This is a genomic window from Metabacillus sp. cB07 (genome assembly GCF_016839225.1).
Lineage (GTDB): Bacteria > Bacillota > Bacilli > Bacillales > Bacillaceae > Bacillus_P > Bacillus_P indicus.
This window is the reverse complement of sequence record NZ_CP069296.1, coordinates 725,670-742,204: the sequence shown is the minus strand read 5'-3', so window position 1 is coordinate 742,204 and position 16,535 is coordinate 725,670. Positions and strand designations below refer to the sequence as shown.

The 16,535-nt window shown below is 45.5% G+C and carries 17 protein-coding genes; 5 read left to right on the top strand and 12 right to left on the bottom strand.

Going from position 1 to position 16,535, the window contains the following annotated elements; translation table 11 throughout:
• Positions 1-40: 40 nt before the first annotated feature.
• The gene (gene pruA / locus JOJ89_RS03840) at positions 41-1,582 is read right to left on the bottom strand and encodes an L-glutamate gamma-semialdehyde dehydrogenase (protein ID WP_203289630.1); all 1,542 of its coding nucleotides are present in this window, start codon (positions 1,580-1,582) and stop codon (positions 41-43) included.
• A gap of 28 nt (positions 1,583-1,610) precedes the next feature.
• The gene (locus JOJ89_RS03835; protein ID WP_203289629.1) at positions 1,611-2,528 is read right to left on the bottom strand and encodes a proline dehydrogenase family protein; all 918 of its coding nucleotides are present in this window, start codon (positions 2,526-2,528) and stop codon (positions 1,611-1,613) included.
• A 361-nt stretch (positions 2,529-2,889) separates the two neighbouring features.
• Between JOJ89_RS03835 and JOJ89_RS03830 the strand changes: the two genes are divergently transcribed.
• Positions 2,890-4,362, top strand: a complete 1,473-nt coding sequence (locus JOJ89_RS03830) for a SulP family inorganic anion transporter (RefSeq protein ID WP_203289628.1) — start codon at positions 2,890-2,892, stop codon at positions 4,360-4,362.
• Positions 4,363-4,477: 115 nt separating this feature from the next.
• Entirely contained in the window at positions 4,478-5,785 is a 1,308-nt protein-coding gene (locus tag JOJ89_RS03825; protein WP_242524659.1) for an MFS transporter, read from the top strand.
• A gap of 21 nt (positions 5,786-5,806) precedes the next feature.
• Here the strand turns inward: JOJ89_RS03825 and JOJ89_RS03820 are convergent, their stop codons facing one another.
• From JOJ89_RS03820 to JOJ89_RS03805, 4 genes are all read right to left on the bottom strand, one after another.
• Positions 5,807-7,453, bottom strand: a complete 1,647-nt coding sequence (locus JOJ89_RS03820; RefSeq protein ID WP_203289627.1) for a ribonuclease J — start codon at positions 7,451-7,453, stop codon at positions 5,807-5,809.
• Between the two features lie 313 nt (positions 7,454-7,766).
• Positions 7,767-7,922 (bottom strand): lmo0937 family membrane protein, encoded by a 156-nt coding sequence (locus JOJ89_RS03815; protein WP_139015520.1) that lies wholly within the window; start codon positions 7,920-7,922, stop codon positions 7,767-7,769.
• Positions 7,923-7,995: 73 nt separating this feature from the next.
• The gene (locus JOJ89_RS03810) at positions 7,996-9,393 is read right to left on the bottom strand and encodes a sensor histidine kinase (RefSeq protein WP_235728257.1); all 1,398 of its coding nucleotides are present in this window, start codon (positions 9,391-9,393) and stop codon (positions 7,996-7,998) included.
• Between the two features lie 3 nt (positions 9,394-9,396).
• Complete coding sequence (locus JOJ89_RS03805) at positions 9,397-10,071, bottom strand: response regulator transcription factor (RefSeq protein WP_029567251.1); 675 nt, start codon at positions 10,069-10,071, stop codon at positions 9,397-9,399.
• 521 nt (positions 10,072-10,592) lie between these two features.
• Here JOJ89_RS03805 and crcB (JOJ89_RS03800) point away from each other — a divergent pair.
• Genes crcB (JOJ89_RS03800) through JOJ89_RS03790 form a run of 3 tightly spaced genes read left to right on the top strand, consistent with a single transcriptional unit; the run spans position 10,593 to position 12,462 of the window.
• Positions 10,593-10,988, top strand: coding sequence for a fluoride efflux transporter CrcB (gene crcB / locus JOJ89_RS03800; RefSeq protein ID WP_029283470.1), 396 nt, complete (start codon positions 10,593-10,595; stop codon positions 10,986-10,988).
• Complete coding sequence (gene crcB, locus JOJ89_RS03795) at positions 10,985-11,338, top strand: fluoride efflux transporter CrcB (RefSeq protein WP_029283468.1); 354 nt, start codon at positions 10,985-10,987, stop codon at positions 11,336-11,338. Before crcB (JOJ89_RS03800) ends, crcB (JOJ89_RS03795) begins: the two co-directional genes overlap by 4 nt.
• A gap of 38 nt (positions 11,339-11,376) precedes the next feature.
• Entirely contained in the window at positions 11,377-12,462 is a 1,086-nt protein-coding gene (locus JOJ89_RS03790; RefSeq protein WP_203289626.1) for a M42 family metallopeptidase, read from the top strand.
• 24 nt (positions 12,463-12,486) lie between these two features.
• Here JOJ89_RS03790 and JOJ89_RS03785 read toward each other — a convergent pair whose 3' ends face one another.
• From JOJ89_RS03785 to arsC, 6 genes are all read right to left on the bottom strand, one after another.
• Complete coding sequence (locus JOJ89_RS03785; RefSeq protein ID WP_029283465.1) at positions 12,487-12,975, bottom strand: GNAT family N-acetyltransferase; 489 nt, start codon at positions 12,973-12,975, stop codon at positions 12,487-12,489.
• 88 nt (positions 12,976-13,063) lie between these two features.
• Complete coding sequence (locus JOJ89_RS03780; RefSeq protein WP_203289625.1) at positions 13,064-13,345, bottom strand: adhesin; 282 nt, start codon at positions 13,343-13,345, stop codon at positions 13,064-13,066.
• A gap of 23 nt (positions 13,346-13,368) precedes the next feature.
• Complete coding sequence (locus JOJ89_RS03775) at positions 13,369-13,797, bottom strand: protein-tyrosine phosphatase family protein (protein ID WP_029283460.1); 429 nt, start codon at positions 13,795-13,797, stop codon at positions 13,369-13,371.
• A 36-nt stretch (positions 13,798-13,833) separates the two neighbouring features.
• The gene (gene arsA / locus JOJ89_RS03770) at positions 13,834-15,612 is read right to left on the bottom strand and encodes an arsenical pump-driving ATPase (RefSeq protein WP_277987852.1); all 1,779 of its coding nucleotides are present in this window, start codon (positions 15,610-15,612) and stop codon (positions 13,834-13,836) included.
• Positions 15,613-15,634: 22 nt separating this feature from the next.
• Positions 15,635-15,994, bottom strand: a complete 360-nt coding sequence (arsD, locus tag JOJ89_RS03765; protein WP_029283457.1) for an arsenite efflux transporter metallochaperone ArsD — start codon at positions 15,992-15,994, stop codon at positions 15,635-15,637.
• A 91-nt stretch (positions 15,995-16,085) separates the two neighbouring features.
• Positions 16,086-16,505 carry an arsenate reductase (thioredoxin) gene (gene arsC, locus JOJ89_RS03760; RefSeq protein WP_029283455.1) on the bottom strand — a complete coding sequence of 140 codons (420 nt, stop codon included), beginning with the start codon at positions 16,503-16,505 and terminating at the stop codon, positions 16,086-16,088.
• Positions 16,506-16,535 lie beyond the last annotated feature (30 nt).

Here is a 16,535-nt window from a genome sequence, read left to right as displayed (position 1 = left end):
CTCCTTCTTTTTATCCCTTTTGTTTACCCTGGGTCTGAAATCAGAACGTTTCAGACGTTGTTTTTGCCTGCATGTGAAGCTGAAGGTAGTCTGGTCCGCCCGCTTTAGAGTCAGTGCCGGACATATTAAATCCGCCGAATGGCTGGTAGCCGACAATGGCGCCTGTGCAGCCGCGGTTGAAGTAAAGGTTTCCTACATGGAAATCTTCGCGTGCTTTTTCCATGTTTTCACGGTTTTTCGTGATAACAGCACCAGTCAGGCCGTACTCTGTGTTGTTGGCAATTTCAATCGCCTCATCAAAGTCTTTTGCTTTAGCAAATGCCACAACCGGTCCGAAGATTTCTTCCTGCATTAAGCGCGCTTTAGGATCTACGTCAGCAACGATTGTCGGCTGAACGAAGAAGCCTTTTGAGCTGTCGCCTTCGCCTCCTGCAAGAATGCGGCCCTCTTCTTTGCCGATTTCAACGTAGCTCATAATTTTGTCAAAAGCAGCCTGATCAATCACAGGACCCATGAAGTGGTTTTCAGTCGGATTGCCTACTGTCAGCTCTTTCGTCAGTTCAACCGCACGGTTCAATACTTGGTCGTATACATCTTCAACGATAACCGCACGCGAGCATGCAGAACACTTTTGTCCCGAGAAGCCAAATGCTGATTTCACGATAGATTGAGCAGCAAGCTCAAGGTCTGCCTCTTTGTCTACTACAATTGTATCTTTACCGCCCATTTCAGCGATTACACGCTTAAGCCAAATCTGGCCGTCATTCAGCTGTGAAGCACGGTTGAAGATGCGAAGGCCTACATCGCGTGAGCCGGTGAATGAGATGAAGCGCGTTTTCGGATGGTCAACCAGATAGTCGCCAACCTCTGCTCCGCTTCCAGGAACAAAGTTCAGAACGCCTGCAGGAAGACCCGCTTCAAGCATAACCTCAACGAATTTAGCTGCAACGACCGGAGTTGTTGAAGCCGGTTTTAATAGAATCGTATTTCCTGTTACGATTGCAGCAACAGCCGTTCCTGCCATGATCGCAAATGGGAAGTTCCATGGAGAGATGATGATGCCAACTCCAAGCGGAATGTAGTCATAGCGGTTGTATTCTCCTGGACGGCTTTCAACAGGCACTCCGTCTTTTAGCTTCAGCATTTGACGAGCGTAAAACTCAAGGAAATCTATTGCTTCAGCTGTGTCCGCATCTGCTTCATTCCAAGGTTTGCCCGCTTCTTTTGTTAAAAGAGCCGAAAACTCATGCTTGCGGCGGCGGATGATGGCTGCTGCTTTGAAAAGAACGTCAGCGCGGATTTCAGGTTTTACTTTTTTCCAGCTTTCAAATGCTGCAGATGCTTCCTGCATAGCCTTTTCAGCAAGCTCGCGGTTTGCTTTTGAAACGCGTCCGACTACCTGAACTTTGTCTGTCGGGTTGTAAGACGTGATCTTGTCTTCAGTCGTTACCTTTTCTGCCCCAATATAAAGCGGATAATCCTGGCCAAGGTAGCCTTCTACCTGCTCAAGCGCCTCAAGGTATGCTTTCTTGTTTTCCTCGTTTGAAAAATCAGTAAATGGTTCGTGTTTGTATGGAATCATGCAGATCCTCTCCCTTTAATAAAATTGGTTAGCTTTTGACCATACCTTTAAATGCAAATGCGATATTTGAAGGTCTTTCGGCAAGTCTTCTCATGAAGTAGCCATACCAGTCAAGACCGTATGGAACATAAACGCGCATCTTGTAGCCCTGCTTCACAAGGTCAAGCTGCGTTTTGCTTCTCATGCCGTAGAGCATTTGAAACTCAAATTGCGAATTAGGAATATGATGCTTTTTGGCAAGCATTTTCGTATATTCGATGATCTGATCGTCATGGGATGCTATAGCTGTATAGTTGCCGTTAAGCAGGCTTTGTTCAATCAGCTTTTTGTAGTTTTCATCTACATCTTTCTTTTCAGGAAACGCTACTTCCGGTGATTCTTTATATGCGCCTTTTACAAGACGGAGAAACGGCTGATAGTCAGCCAGGTCGCTTAAATCTCTTTCTGTGCGGTACAAGTATGCCTGCAGCACCGTGCTGATGTAGCTGTATTTTGCTTTAAACTCTTTGAAGATATCAAGAGTTGCCTGGCAGCGCACTTCATCCTCCATGTCAATGGTGACCATGACGCCGTGTCTTTCTGCCGTATCCAGAATCTTTGTCATGTTTTCAATCACAAGCTTCCGGTCGATATCAAGACCGAGCGATGTCATTTTCAGTGACACCTGAGAATCAAGCTTCTCTCTGCTGATCATTTCAATGGTTTCGATGCATTCTGCCGTCCGCTCGCGTGTAACGGCCTCTGAATCTACAAATTCGCCAAGATGATCGACTGTTACAGATAATCCGCTGTCATTCAGCTGTCTGATGAACTTTATGGAACTTTTAAAATCAGTTCCGCCGATAATTTTGCCGGCTGCAAAACTGCCTCCGCGCTTTTTAGCTATATTGTTAAGTAAATGGTTCTTTGATAAGAAGAGGAAAAAGTCTCTTGTAATCGCTTCCACTTTACATGCACCCCCTCATAAAAGTTGTTCTACTCCCTCATCTTACGTCCTGTCGACAATTTTCACAACGTTCTAAAAAAACAATATTCAAGCGCTTTATTTGTTGGTTTTAGACAATTACAAGCCAAAATCAGGTATTTTCTGGATATAGATGAAACCATTTCAACAAACGGTTCACCATTTTTGCCATCCTAGACCAAACTGTTGAAAAAGGAAGCAATTTAAAGCAAATACCTCTTGTTGGCGTTTACATGACATTACCTCTTTTATGGGTACGATGATATAATTTTCAGGTTACTAACGGACCCGGCTTTCATGAGAGTTGAAAGCCATAAATAATTAAAAAGAGGTGTTTTTAGATTTGAACGTACAAACAATTAAACAGGAGTGGTTCGGCAACATACGCGGAGATATTCTGTCCGGCATTGTTGTTGCTCTGGCGCTTATTCCGGAGGCCATTGCCTTTTCCATTATCGCAGGAGTAGATCCAATGGTCGGACTCTACGCTTCATTTTGTATTGCGGTGGTTATTTCATTTGTCGGGGGAAGGCCCGGCATGATTTCGGCTGCAACCGGGGCGATGGCACTTTTGATGGTGACGCTCGTTGCTGAACATGGTCTTCAGTATCTTCTTGCCGCTACTGTTCTCACAGGCATCATTCAGTATGTCATGGGTGCACTTAAACTCGGAAGGGCGATGCGGTTTATTCCGAGATCTGTAATGGTCGGCTTTGTTAATTCTTTGGCTATTCTCATTTTTATGGCGCAGCTTCCACATTTTGCGGGAGAATCCTGGATCATGTATGCGATGGTAGCAGGAGCACTGGCCATTATTTATATTCTGCCTAGATTCACAACTGCCGTGCCGTCTCCGCTCGTTGCCATTGTTGTCATCTCGGTCATTGCGGTTATGACGGGTGCCGGTGTGCGCACAGTCGGTGATATGGGTGAATTGGCGCAGGAGCTGCCAATGTTTTTAATCCCCCAAATACCATTAACATTCGAAACACTGCAGATCATCCTTCCTTATTCCTTTGCGCTTGCTCTTGTAGGATTATTGGAATCCCTGCTGACAGCTCAAATTGTCGATGATATGACAGATACGGAAAGTGATAAAAATAAAGAAGCCAAAGGACAGGGCATCGCTAACATTGTGAATGGATTTTTTGGCGGAATGGCAGGCTGTGCCATGATCGGCCAGTCCGTCATTAATGTGAAGTCCGGAGGAAGAGGCAGGCTTTCAACGTTTGTCGCAGGTGTCTTCCTGATGGTTCTTATTGTTTTACTGAACGATCTGCTCGTTCAAATTCCAATGGCAGCCCTTGTCGGGGTTATGATTATGGTGTCAATCGGCACATTCGACTGGTCCTCGCTCACAAAGCTTCATGTCATGCCGAAGTCAGATGCGGCAGTCATGGTTGTCACAGTCGTTACCGTCGTCGCTACACATGACCTATCCAAAGGTGTGCTGGCCGGAGTTGTTTTAAGCGCTCTGTTCTTTGCGGCTAAAATATCGAAGGTGCACGTCGAATCGTTTACAGATAAGCGGACAATGGCGAAAACATACAAAGTGCACGGGCAAGTTTTCTTTGCTTCCGTCCAGAACCTTGTAGCTGCTTTTGATTTTAAAGAAGAAGCCCGCACCATTTATCTCGATTTAAGCAGCGCGCACCTGTGGGATGATTCGGCTGCAGGAGCGATTGATAAAATTATCATGAAATACAGACAGCATGGCAAGGAAGTTATCATAACCGGTCTAAACGACGACAGCAGCAGTCTTTTAGAAAAGCTTGCTCTCTACGATAAACCGGATGCCAAAGCAGTAAATCACTAAAAAACAAAGAGAGATGCCGTCGTGCATCTCTCTTTTTTGTTTTTCTATTAGCATGATGCTGCCTAATTGAGGAAACCTAAAGCATAGATTTCTTTTCGATAGGCAGGTGTGATAGTTGAGTAATGAAACAGAAATAGCCCGGCCCGCGGGAAAAAATACAAGGTGGACAATATCTGCTCTTCTAAGCACGTTCATTATCTTGAATTACTTTGACAGGGTTGCCCTTGCTGCCGCTGCTCCTGAACTTCAGAAAGCCTTTTCGCTGAGCGCTTTTGAAATGGGGCTTGTTTTTACGGTGTATAACTATGCCTATACCCTTATGCAGCTTCCGATCGGCAGTATGCTCGACAGGTGGGGAGTCAGCTGGGTGACAAGGACCGGCATGGTCATCTGGACGTTTTTGACGATCAGCCTCGTCTTTATTCAAGGCACTCTTCTTTTATACATCATCCGTTTTTTCACAGGCATCACCAGCGCGTCTGCTTTTCCTGCCGCAGCAAAAGCTACAGCCAGCTGGTTTCCTTTTCATGAGAGAGGACTTGCCAATGCCCTGTTTGATTCCTCTGCCAAACTTTCAAATGTAATCGGCGGGCCTCTTGTAGCGATATTGATCACCCTTTATGACTGGAAAACCGCTTTTTTGGCAATCGGGGCGATTAACGTGCTGTTTACCTTTGTCTTCTGGAAATATTACGACGAGCCGGACACTCACAAGAGCATATCAAAAGAAGAAATCAACTACATTCATATGTACGAAGATTCTTCAGACCTTCCTTCTTATAAAGCGGCACTTGTGCTGAAATCGTTTTTTACAAACAGAAAGGCTTGGGGGCTGATGATCGGTTTTACCGGATACGGATATACTTTTAACCTGCTGCTTCTTTGGCTTCCTACGTTCTTTAAGGAGCAGTTTCAGCTGGATTTGCTTTCCTCCGCTCTTTATACGGCCATCCCTTGGCTGATTGCCTCTCTCTCAGGGATTCTCGCTGGCGGGTGGCTTGTCGACAGCCTGATCAAGAAAGGATACGCCCCTGACAGAGTATATAAAAACATCATTGCGGCTGGACTTCTTATCGGCCTTATCTTTATCGGGTCGATCTTTACATCAAGCCCGGTCCTGTCGATGATTTTCATTTCCGTTGGCCTTGCCGGAATATCCGCAACAGCCCCAATCGGCTGGACGATTGCAGCAAAGCTTGCACCGCCCGGCACAACAGCGATCCTGAGTTCAATGGTCAATTTTGCGAACAACCTTTTCGGAGGGATCATTGCTACCTTCTTGACCGGATATATAGTGGACGCAACAGGTTCATTTAATCTTGCTTTCATCATTGCGGCGGCCGTACTCGTCATTGGCTTGATTTTTTACACCGTCGTGCTCGGTGATATTGAACAGATTTCTGTAAAAAGCAAAAAGCTCTGAAACAATTCAGAGCTTTTTTCATTATCCCCTTGTCACATCAATGACTTTCGTCACAACAATTGGAGACCTCTTCAATTTTTTATAGATGAAATCAGAAATAGCCGAACTTAATTTCCGTTCAATATCATCTGCTGGATGCTGATCAACAAGAGCTGCTGCCCTCGTTTCGATTTCTCCCATAAAGCTGCTTGATTCTCTCAAATAGACAAATCCTCTTGAGATGATCTGCGGCTTGCGGATAATTTCTTCCCCTTCTTTGAAAAGAAGAATCGATAGGATTCCGCTGTCTGCGAGCTGTTTCCGTTCACCAAGCAGAGACGTTCCGACATCGCCGATACCGTGGCCGTCTACATAGACAGACCGTGCAGGCACTCTTCCTGCCTGGTAAGCTTTTTCTTTTGACACATTGAGCACCTGTCCATTGTCGAGAATAAAGATGTTATCTTCCGGAACAAAGCAGTCCAGGGCAAGTGTCTGATGCATCTTCTGCATGCGGTACTCCCCGTGGATCGGCACAAGGAATTTCGGTTTTAGAAGCTTAAGCATCAGCTTCAGCTCTTCCTGGCCGCCGTGTCCTGATGTATGAATGTCATAAAGCTTGTTATCAATAACATCCGCTCCCGCTTTCATCAGTTTGTTGACGATGCGGTTCACGCTGAGAACATTCCCCGGAATTGGAGAAGATGAGAAGATGATCGTGTCGCCTTCTTCAATATGAATATGGCGATGCTTTCCTTCTGCAATTCGGGAAAGAGCAGCAAAGGGCTCTCCCTGACTTCCCGTGCACAGAATAGTCAGCTCGCTGTTTTTATAGGCACTGATTTCATTAGGATCGATAAACGTGCCCTTTGGAGCATCAATGTATCCGAGCTCAAGGCCGATGCCGATCGCTCTCTCCATGCTTCTACCTGTGTAGGCAACCTTTCTTCCGCATGCGACAGATGCCTGAATCACCTGCTGCAGACGGAACACGTTTGATGCAAACAGAGCGACGATAATTCGGCCGGACTGCTTTCTGACTACGTTCAAAATATTTTGGCCGATTTTCTTCTCAGAAACAGAGAACCCGGGAATTTCGCTGTTGGTGCTGTCAGATAAAAGACAGAGAACTCCGTCCTGCCCGACTTTTGCAATCTTCGACAAGTCCTGTTCAGGACCTGCCGGAGTTAAATCAAATTTGAAGTCACCTGTGTGAACCACGTTCCCCTGCGGCGTGTGGATCACAACTCCGAATGAATCAGGGATACTGTGCGTTGTCCGGAAAAAGGACACTTGCAATTCACCAAGTTCAATCAAGCTGTCTTCCGTAATGTCGTGCAGTTCTGCTTCTCTCAGCAGCCCATGCTCCTCAAGCTTGTTCCGGATAAAGCCCATAGCCAGTCCTCCGGCATAAACCGGCACATTTAATTGTTTCAATAAAAACGGCACTCCGCCGATATGATCTTCATGTCCGTGAGTGATGAACAGGCCTTTTACTCTCCCTGCATTCTTCACAAGGTATGAGTAATCAGGAATGATGTAGTCAACGCCCCTTAATTCTTCATCCGGAAACTTGACGCCTGCATCAACAATGACGATTTCTCCGCCATACTCAACCACATACATGTTCTTTCCGATTTCGCCCATCCCGCCAAGCGGTATGATTTTTACGTTTTTCTCTTTAGTCATGTTTAGTCTCCCAGCAAGCTGATTGCTTATCTTAGTATCGTTTCTTCACAAAGTGAACTATTGTTTCATTGTAACATAAGATGGCGCACAAAAGCGCAAGCGCCTTGCTCAGATCCGATAGGCAGATAAGAATCCGGCCGAAAAGTCCGGGTCCCGCCTTTTTTGACGGATTTGTTCTGACAGAGGATCTAGGCCCTTCCGCTTGCCGAAGATATCTTTATAACATCATCACTAGCCTAAAAAATTCTTTTCGAATTTATAGGGCATAAAAAAAGACCAGCAGTCAGCATACGCTTCCGCTGGTCTTCCGCACTTATCCCCGTGCCCTGCCTTTTCTTTTCATGAAGAAATTATACAGGAACACAATCAAAGCAAGGACAAGAAGAATATGAATAATTCCTCCAGCAACCTTGAAAACAAGCCCTAGAATCCAAAATAAGATTAAAAGTCCAATAATCGTCCATAACATAGCGGGTCCCTACTTTCTCGTTTAGTTACGTAGTAGTTTCCCTTAATTCTGCAGAAATAAACAGATCCTTTTTTTAAAGAAGTGCCGGCAGCATAACGGTTACTGCAGTCCCTGTTGAAGCGTCACTTTCAATCCTGAGTTCACCTTCATGGAGCCTGACAATTTCTTTGACAATCGAAAGCCCAAGCCCGGTTCCTCCTGTCAGGCGGCTGCGTGCTTTATCCGTCCGGAAGAAGCGCTCTCCGATATGAGCAAGATCCTGTTCCGACAGCTCGCTTCCAATGTTATGAATGCGGAAATGAAACCGGTGCTTCTCTTCTGAGAAGGAAATTCGGATCACGCTTCCTTCTTCTGCGTACTTTATCGCATTGTCAATCAAATTGTAGAACACCTGCTGAATCCGTTTCGGATCGCCCATGATCACAAGATCTTCATGTAAATGAAGCTTCGTCTGCAGATTTTTTTCATGCAGCCTAATTTCAAACAAAGCAAACGTGTCCAAAAACAGCTGCGAAATGGCGATCGGCTCTGTCTTCAGGGTATACATACTCTCCTGAAGGACGTCGAGGTCAATCAGGTCATGAATCATCTTGTTGACCCGGTTCGTTTCCCGTTCAATCGTCTTTAAATAGTGCTCTGCTTCCTCAGGAGATTCATACATCTGATGGGACAGCGCCTGGCTGTACCCTCCAATATAAGTCAGAGGCGTTCTCAGCTCGTGAACAATATTTGCAAGGAATTCTTTTTTGCGCGCCTCCTGCTTCTCAAGAGATTCACTCATCGAATTAAACGCTCTTGCCAGTTCTCCAATTTCATCCCGCTTTGAAATCTGGAGCCTGTTGGAGTAATTCCCTCTGGACACTTCCTTTGAAAAAAGCCTGATTTCCTGAAGCGGCTGAAACAGGGAACGCCGAATCTGATTGACGGCAAGAAACAAAATCATAAAAAACATGGAGCCTGCAAGCAAAAGAATCGGAATGCTTCCCTCAAACACTTCCTGAAGATCAGCGAGAGGCACATAAATATAAATATAGCTTTCTGTGCCGCTTTTTCCGGCAACAGGGAAAACGGCTCCAATGATTTCCCTGCCGAACTCTTCTACATACCCGTCTTTTACAATAAACTCTTCATTCTCAAGCCTCTTTCTGTCTGAACGGGTAATGAGAGCCTGATGATTAATTTCATAAGGAAAATAAGAAGACAGATCTTCAATTTCATCAAGGACAATCACTTCATATTCAGAAACCATATTGTACCAGTGGATTTTCTCTGCAAGGTCTTCACTCAGCGTCCCGGAGTGATAGTGTGCTGCCGTTCTCTCTCCCTGAAAAATCACAGACTCTTTCACACTGTTGAAATAAAGCTCCTTATACAAAAAATGCAGAAAGAAAAAAGAAAAAACAATGCTGAAAAGAATGCAGGCACCAATCAGCATCAGCACTTTCTGACTTAAATTTAATCGCTTAATCAATCCCTACACCTCAAATTTATAGCCCACGCCCCATGCGGTCTGTATAAGATGCGCATGGTCTTTTAATTTAAGCCTTAATGTTTTGATATGAGTATCCACCGTTCTGCCAGTACCAATATAATTAGAGCCCCATACCGATTCAAGGAGTTGCTCCCTGGTAAAGACCGTTCCTTTATTTCTGGCGAGAATCGACAAAAGCTCAAACTCCTTAAGCGTCAGCGAAAGCGTCTCGCTTCCAATCATCGCCTTATAAGAGAGAGCATCCAGAACAAGCGGCCCCACTGCTGCCCTGCTGCCTGCAGACGTGCTCTGCCTTGCTCTTCTGAGAACAGACTCCACTCTCGCAAGCAATTCTCCCGGGTGGAACGGCTTCACAATATAATCATCCCCGCCAAGTTTCAGGCCCTGAATCTTATCCCACTCTTCCCCTTTTGCCGACAGGAAAATTAGCGGAATCTCATACACCTTTTTTAATTCCGCTGCAAAAGAAAACCCGTCCATATACGGCATCATAACATCTGCAATAATCAGATCCGGAACCTCTCTTTTTAAAAGATCAAGAGCCTCGGAACCATTTGCCGCTTCAATCACCATGTAGCCTTCCTGAACCAGGAACTTTCTGATCAGAGACCGCATTGCTTCTTCATCATCAAGTACCATCACCGTTGTTGTGCTCATAAGAATTACCTCGCTTTTGCCTGTCTATATAGTACCTCCTATTTTACCTGAAGGATGTGAAATTTTTATGAGGTTTTTGCTATTTGGGGTTTTGGTGTCTTATATTCGCGCAGGGCAGGTTTATAGGGTACCATTTTGGAATTTTGGTGCCCTATATTTCCGGAGCGTCGGTTTATAGGGCACCATTTTCGCTTTTTGATACCATGTATTCTCGGAGTCACGATTTATAGGGTACTATTTTCGCTTTTTGATGCCCTATATTTCCGGAGTATCGGTTTACAGGGTACCATTTTCGCTTTTTGATGCCCTATATTTCCGGAGTACCGGTTTACAGGGTACCATTTTCGCTTTTCGATACCCTATATTCCTGGAGTGCAATTTTATAGGGCACCATTTTCTTCACGTAATCAATGAACAGCTTGTAAAGAATACAGTCGGATTTTAAAATAAGGGTTATAACATCGGCTGATACTTCTTTACTGCCCGCGAAAGTTTATAAAGAAAGTAAGGGGACTACTACAATGAATTATCTGCTTATAGGCGCAGGAGGAGTCGCCGGCAGCCTCCTCAGATACGGGCTCGGACTGCTTACTCACACCTGGTACACCGGGGGCTTCCCGCTAGGCACGCTTCTTGCCAATCTGATTGGCTGTTTTGTCCTCGGATGGTTTACAAACAGCATCGTCAAACTGAAAGTCTTTCATCCCCATATTCTCGCGGGTCTTGGCACCGGACTTGTGGGCTCTTTTACTACCTTTTCCACCTTCAGCGTTGAAACGGTGCTGCTGATGAAAGACGGCATGTTTGCACTGGCCATTTTATATGTGCTGCTCAGCCTTTTCGGGGGTCTTTTCCTCGCGTGGTACGGATACTCACTGGGACGCTCTTTTAAAAGGAAGGGAGAGTCCGCGCTATGAACATGCTGCTGATTGCTGCAGGCGGATTTCTCGGTGCTATAGCCCGCTTTCTTTTAAGCTCCTGGATGAACAATAAAAGCAAAACAGGCTTTCCAATCGGCACATTGACTGTCAATCTTGCCGGCTCCTTTCTCCTCGGCCTGATGACAGGATACGGGCTGTCGGAAGGACTCTATTCTCTTTTTGGCATCGGATTTATGGGAGCATTCACGACATTTTCCACGTTCAAGCTCGAGAACATTCAGCTCAGAGAAAAAGAAAATCACCGTGTACTCATCACCTACCTTTTCATCAGCTATACAGGAGGAATTTTATCAGCCTTTGCCGGCATTATGATTGGTATGAGCTAAAGGCAAGAAAGGCATCCTACCTACTGGAGGGATGTATAATGGATAAAGATCTGCAGCTATTAAAAGACGTGACGGATCCGGAAGGTCCTTCGGGATTTGAAGCGAGAATTCACAAGGTCCTTGAAGAAAAAATCAAGGTATTCACCCCTGATTTAGTCAAAGACAAACTTGGAAGCATCACTGGGGTTTCCGGCAAAAAAGGACCTAAGATTCTGATTGCCGGACATATGGATGAAGTCGGGCTTATGGTGAAAGCCATAACCAAGGACGGGTTCCTGAAGTTTCAGACACTCGGGGGCTGGTGGGGCCATGTCATGCTTGCACAGCGAGTGAAAGTCATGACAAAAAAAGGAGATCTGACAGGGGTCATCGGTTCAAAAGCGCCGCATGTTCTGTCGATTGAAGAGCGGAAAAACGTTCTTGAGACCCAAAATATGTTTATTGATATTGGCGCATCAAGCAAGGAAGAAGCGGAAAGCTTCGGCGTTCAGGTCGGCGATCCCATTGCGACAATCTGCCCGTTTGAAGTGTTTCCAAACCAAAAGCTCCTGCTTGCCCGCAACTGGGATAACCGCGCAGGGTGTTATGTGGCGCTGAAAACCCTTGAAAAAGCGGCTGCGGACAAAAAGCATCCAAATATTTTATATGCCGGGGCCACCGTACAGGAAGAAGTAGGGCTCAGAGGCGCTCAAACACTCGTCAATACAGTAAAGCCTGATATCTCTTTCGCTCTTGATGTCGGTGTTGCAGGAGACACACCGGGGATGAAAGATGAAGGGCATACAGAGCTAGGAAAAGGACCGCTGATCGGCTTTTTTGATGCAAGTATGATCCCCCATCTGAAGCTAAGAAACTTTGTGACAGACATTGCAGGTAAACACGGCATCCCTTATCAAGTCGATATTATGCCGGGAGGCGGAACCGACGGCGGGAAATTCCATCTCGGATATGAAGGTGTTCCTACTCTGGTTGTAAGTGTTCCCGCGAGATATATCCACAGTCATGTATCCGTTGTTCACAGAGATGACCTCGACCATGCCGCCGAGCTGCTTTATCAGGTGATTAAACAGCTGGATGAAAAAACAGTCAGACAGCTGACTGAAATTGATGGAAATCTGCATTAAAAAAAGAGAGCCGCGGCTCTCTTTTTACAATTTCCCGCTCCGTCTTTCCAAAAACACCACATCTCTCCATACGCCATTCATCTTTCCGATTTTCTCCCTGACACCGATTCGTCTGAATCCGGCCTTTTCATGCAGCTTTAAGCTTGATGTATTTTCAGGGAAGATTCCAGCCTGCAGAGTCCAAAAGCCTTGCTGCTCACTTAGTTCAATGATCGCACGCAGCAGAGCTGTTCCGATTCCCTTTCCTTTATAGGCACTGGCTATGTAGATGCTCACATCTGCCACCCCTGCATAAACACATCTTCCTGATACCGGACTCAATGCCGCCCAACCATAGACTGTTCCGCCATGTTCAGCAACAAGCCGGCATTCTTTAGAATGGCTGCCGTCCCATTTTTCCCATTCAGGTGCTTCCGTTTCAAAAGTGGCGTTGCCGGTCGAGATGCCTTCGAGATAAATTTCTTTTACCTGATTCCAGTCGCGTTCGGTTAAATGGCTGATTTGAAAGTCCACTTAAATGCACCTCTTGTTTTCTATCAACTTTACCACATACCATTAATGCTGAAAGAAAAAAAGCCTCATTTCTGAGACTTCTTTCCATTCAGCAGCAGTCGCTGCCTCCAATTAAGACAAAACCGGCTCCATTTTCTGCTTCTTCCTTATCAAGAGACACACCGTCCACCGCAGCGGACACTTTATGGTCGATGGCAACCTTTATGCCGTTCACTTCCTGGATAAGGTCTGTATCTGCAGGCGCATCCAAAGATAAGCCAATCTGCGGCCCGCAGCAGCCCGATCCTGCATCATAGACTCTGATATTTTCCGCATTTCTTTCTGTAAAAATAGTCTCGAGCAATTGTTTAGCACTGTCTGTAATCTTCATCTTCTCCGTCTCCCCCTCAGTCTTTATGCGTTCGGAAACAAGCGTTTTAACGTTTCTTTCATCTCAGGCTTTACGTTGATTTTCGGGCGCGCTTCCTTCGCCATTGCTTCTGCTTCTTCTATTGTTTTTGCCTGACCAAGAGCAAGGAGCGTGCCAATTGCAACGGTACCTGTTCGGTTGCTGCCGCCGGCACAATGAAAATACACTTTCTCCCCTTCATTATAGGCTTTTACAACATGATCAATGGATGATTTTACAGACTCATCCTGCTTATCAGCATCATCAACAATCGGGCTGTGAATGCGATTGTATTCAGGAGCATCATCAGGCGCTTCTGCCCTTAAGTCGAAAATAACGTCTGCTTTTTCATTCTCGGCAGCATGCTTTGCATCATCTGCGCCTCCAATAAAAATACGGTTCTTAATTAGTTCATGATAGTTTTTTTGTGTCATTGTGCATTCCGCCTTTATCATATTAGTTGTATTGTTTCACTTGAGAGTCAGAAAATCTTTTAGTTTTTCATAGCCGAATTTCTCTTCTTTCATCCAAGGGATAATGGCTGTATGAGAAGAAAAATCTGCAGTCACTCTTTTTATCCACTCTTTTTCTGATTGAGCTCTTCCGTTTAAGACAGGATCTTTTGTATGTGCTGCATATAAACTTTGATTAATGACCCACCATTGCGGCGTGATTTTTGCCCGTTTCAAATCTGCCTGAAGCCTGCCTGCTTCAATGACAGGCGTTGCTTCTGCAAGAGTGACAATGACAACGCCGGTTTCACTTGGATTTTTAAGTCTTGGGAGCAGTTTTTTAACACTTTCAGGTATATCTCCCGATGAACGGCTCATTTCTCTATGGTAAGCCTCGGCAGAATCAAGCAGAAGCAGAGTGTGCCCTGTCGGAGCAGTGTCAATAACGATAATCTCCTGTTCTGACCGGTGGACAAGCTCTGCAAATGCTCTGAACACGGCGATTTCTTCCGTACAGGGAGAGTCAAGATCCTCCTTCAGGTAGGCAATTCCCTCTTCATCCAGCTCACTTCCTGTTTTCAAAAGTACCTCACGTTTGTACTTTTCGACTTCTTCTCCGGGGTGGATCCTGCTGATTGACAGGTTTTCAGTGCCCTTGCTTTGCTTAAACATATACTCTAAATGTGCCGCTGGATCAGTTGTTGTCAAATGCACTCTGTGACCCTTATCAGCCAGCCCTACAGCGATAGCAGAAGCCACTGTCGTTTTGCCTACTCCCCCTTTGCCCATTGCAAAGATGACCCTTGTTCCTTTTTGTGAAAAATCTTCAACGACCTCATTCAAGCCCGGTAAAGACAAGGAGTCTAGTCCATGATCCTTCGCCTCTGAAACAGGAAGCGTATACTGATTAAATAACCACCGGAGGTTTTGAACTCCTGTCAAAGAATAGGAAACATAAGGCAGGGAGTATGTAACGGCCTGTCTTAAAACATCAGGCATCTCCTGCAGAGCACGGCGCTGTCTTAGATAAAATGCGGCGGATACCTCATCGTCCGGCAAATACGTTTGGAGCAGTCCGTTAATGAGGAGCATTTGATTTTGAATGCCGATTTCTTTTAGCTCAAGTGAAGCACGGCCCGCTTCATGCAGTGACGAAGCATCCGGGCGGGAAACAAGTATTAGTGTTGTCCGGCTGGAATCGGATAATTCCTTAACCGTTTTTGAGTACACCTCTTTTTTATCCCCAAGACCGGAAAGAGGTCCAAGACACGATGCCCCGTGAGTGCTTTCTTCCAGGAAACCGCTCCATGCAGATGGGAGCTGCAGCAGCCTTAATGTATGTCCTGTTGGTGCCGTATCAAAAATGATGTGATCGTAAGAATCAGCAGCCGCTGCATTGCCAAGCAGTTTGGTGAATTCGTCAAATGCAGCAATTTCAACGGTGCATGCTCCAGATAGTTGCTCTTCCATAGAAGCAATCACGCTGTCAGGGAGCTGTCCACGATATGGCCCTACAACCTGTTCACGGTAAGCTGAAGCTGCTTCTTCCGGGTCGAGGTTGCATGCATACAGACCTTCGACAGAAGAGACGGGGGCAATCTGATTGGTCAACTCCATATCAAGGACATCCTGCAGATTGGATGCAGGGTCTGTGCTGACCAATAATACCTTTTTCCCCTGATCAGCAAGCGAAACGGCGGTCGCACATGCAGTGGAGGTCTTGCCGACTCCGCCTTTCCCGGTAAAGAATAAATATGGGGTCTTAATGCCGTTTTTCGGATTATATGGCTGATACACTTGCATTCACCTGTCTTTCCTCTTACAGTTGATTGAGATTAATGGACAGTCTTGTTTTAGGTTTTTGTGTTAGCTCATTCTGACTGACGCTGAACCATTCCGCCAGTTCTTCATTCGAAGGATATTCCCTCTCTTTTGCTACTTCACCATCGACAAGAGTAACCGGCAGAACATCAGGGCCTTTTTCATGTAGCAGCTGATTAACGGCCTGGCTAGCCGTGAATGCTCCCGGATCATTTGCAAGGTTGTACCTTGTAACTTTGTATCCCTTCTGGCTTAACGAATAAACAGCTGAAGCCACACGAGTTAATTCAGGATCCACACTTGGTCCGCAAACCCCTGTCGAACAGCACATGGCCGGGTCAAAAATTTGAACATTCATACTTACAGCCTCCTTTATTAAAATATAATCATTTACTTATGTCATAAATAAAAGGAAAGCCGGGAGATTTCCTCACGGCTTTTCATTTGTTTTATTCACCAGTCTTAGCAAAACGCTCGATGCGCTCGCCGATTTCATCACGAACACGCTGGAAGAATGCCCATTTCTCTTCATCTGTTCCTTCTGCTTTAGCAGGGTCGTCAAATCCCCAGTGAACGCGTTTAATGTGAGGAGGCGTTACAGGGCAATTGTCTGCTGCATGCCCGCATAGAGTGACAATCAGATCAGCATTGTTAAGGATTTCAGGATCAATGACATCTGAAGTTTGATTAGAAATATCGACTCCTGCTTCTTTCATCGCTTTTACAGCGTTAGGGTTAAGTCCGTGCGCTTCAAGTCCTGCGCTTTTTACGATCCAGTCCTCACCAAGATGTTTCTTTGCCCAGCCTTCAGCCATTTGGCTTCTGCATGAATTTCCAGTACATAAGAAGTAAATTGTTTTTTTAGACATAGGTGCAGTCTCCTTTTAAGTAAATATTTA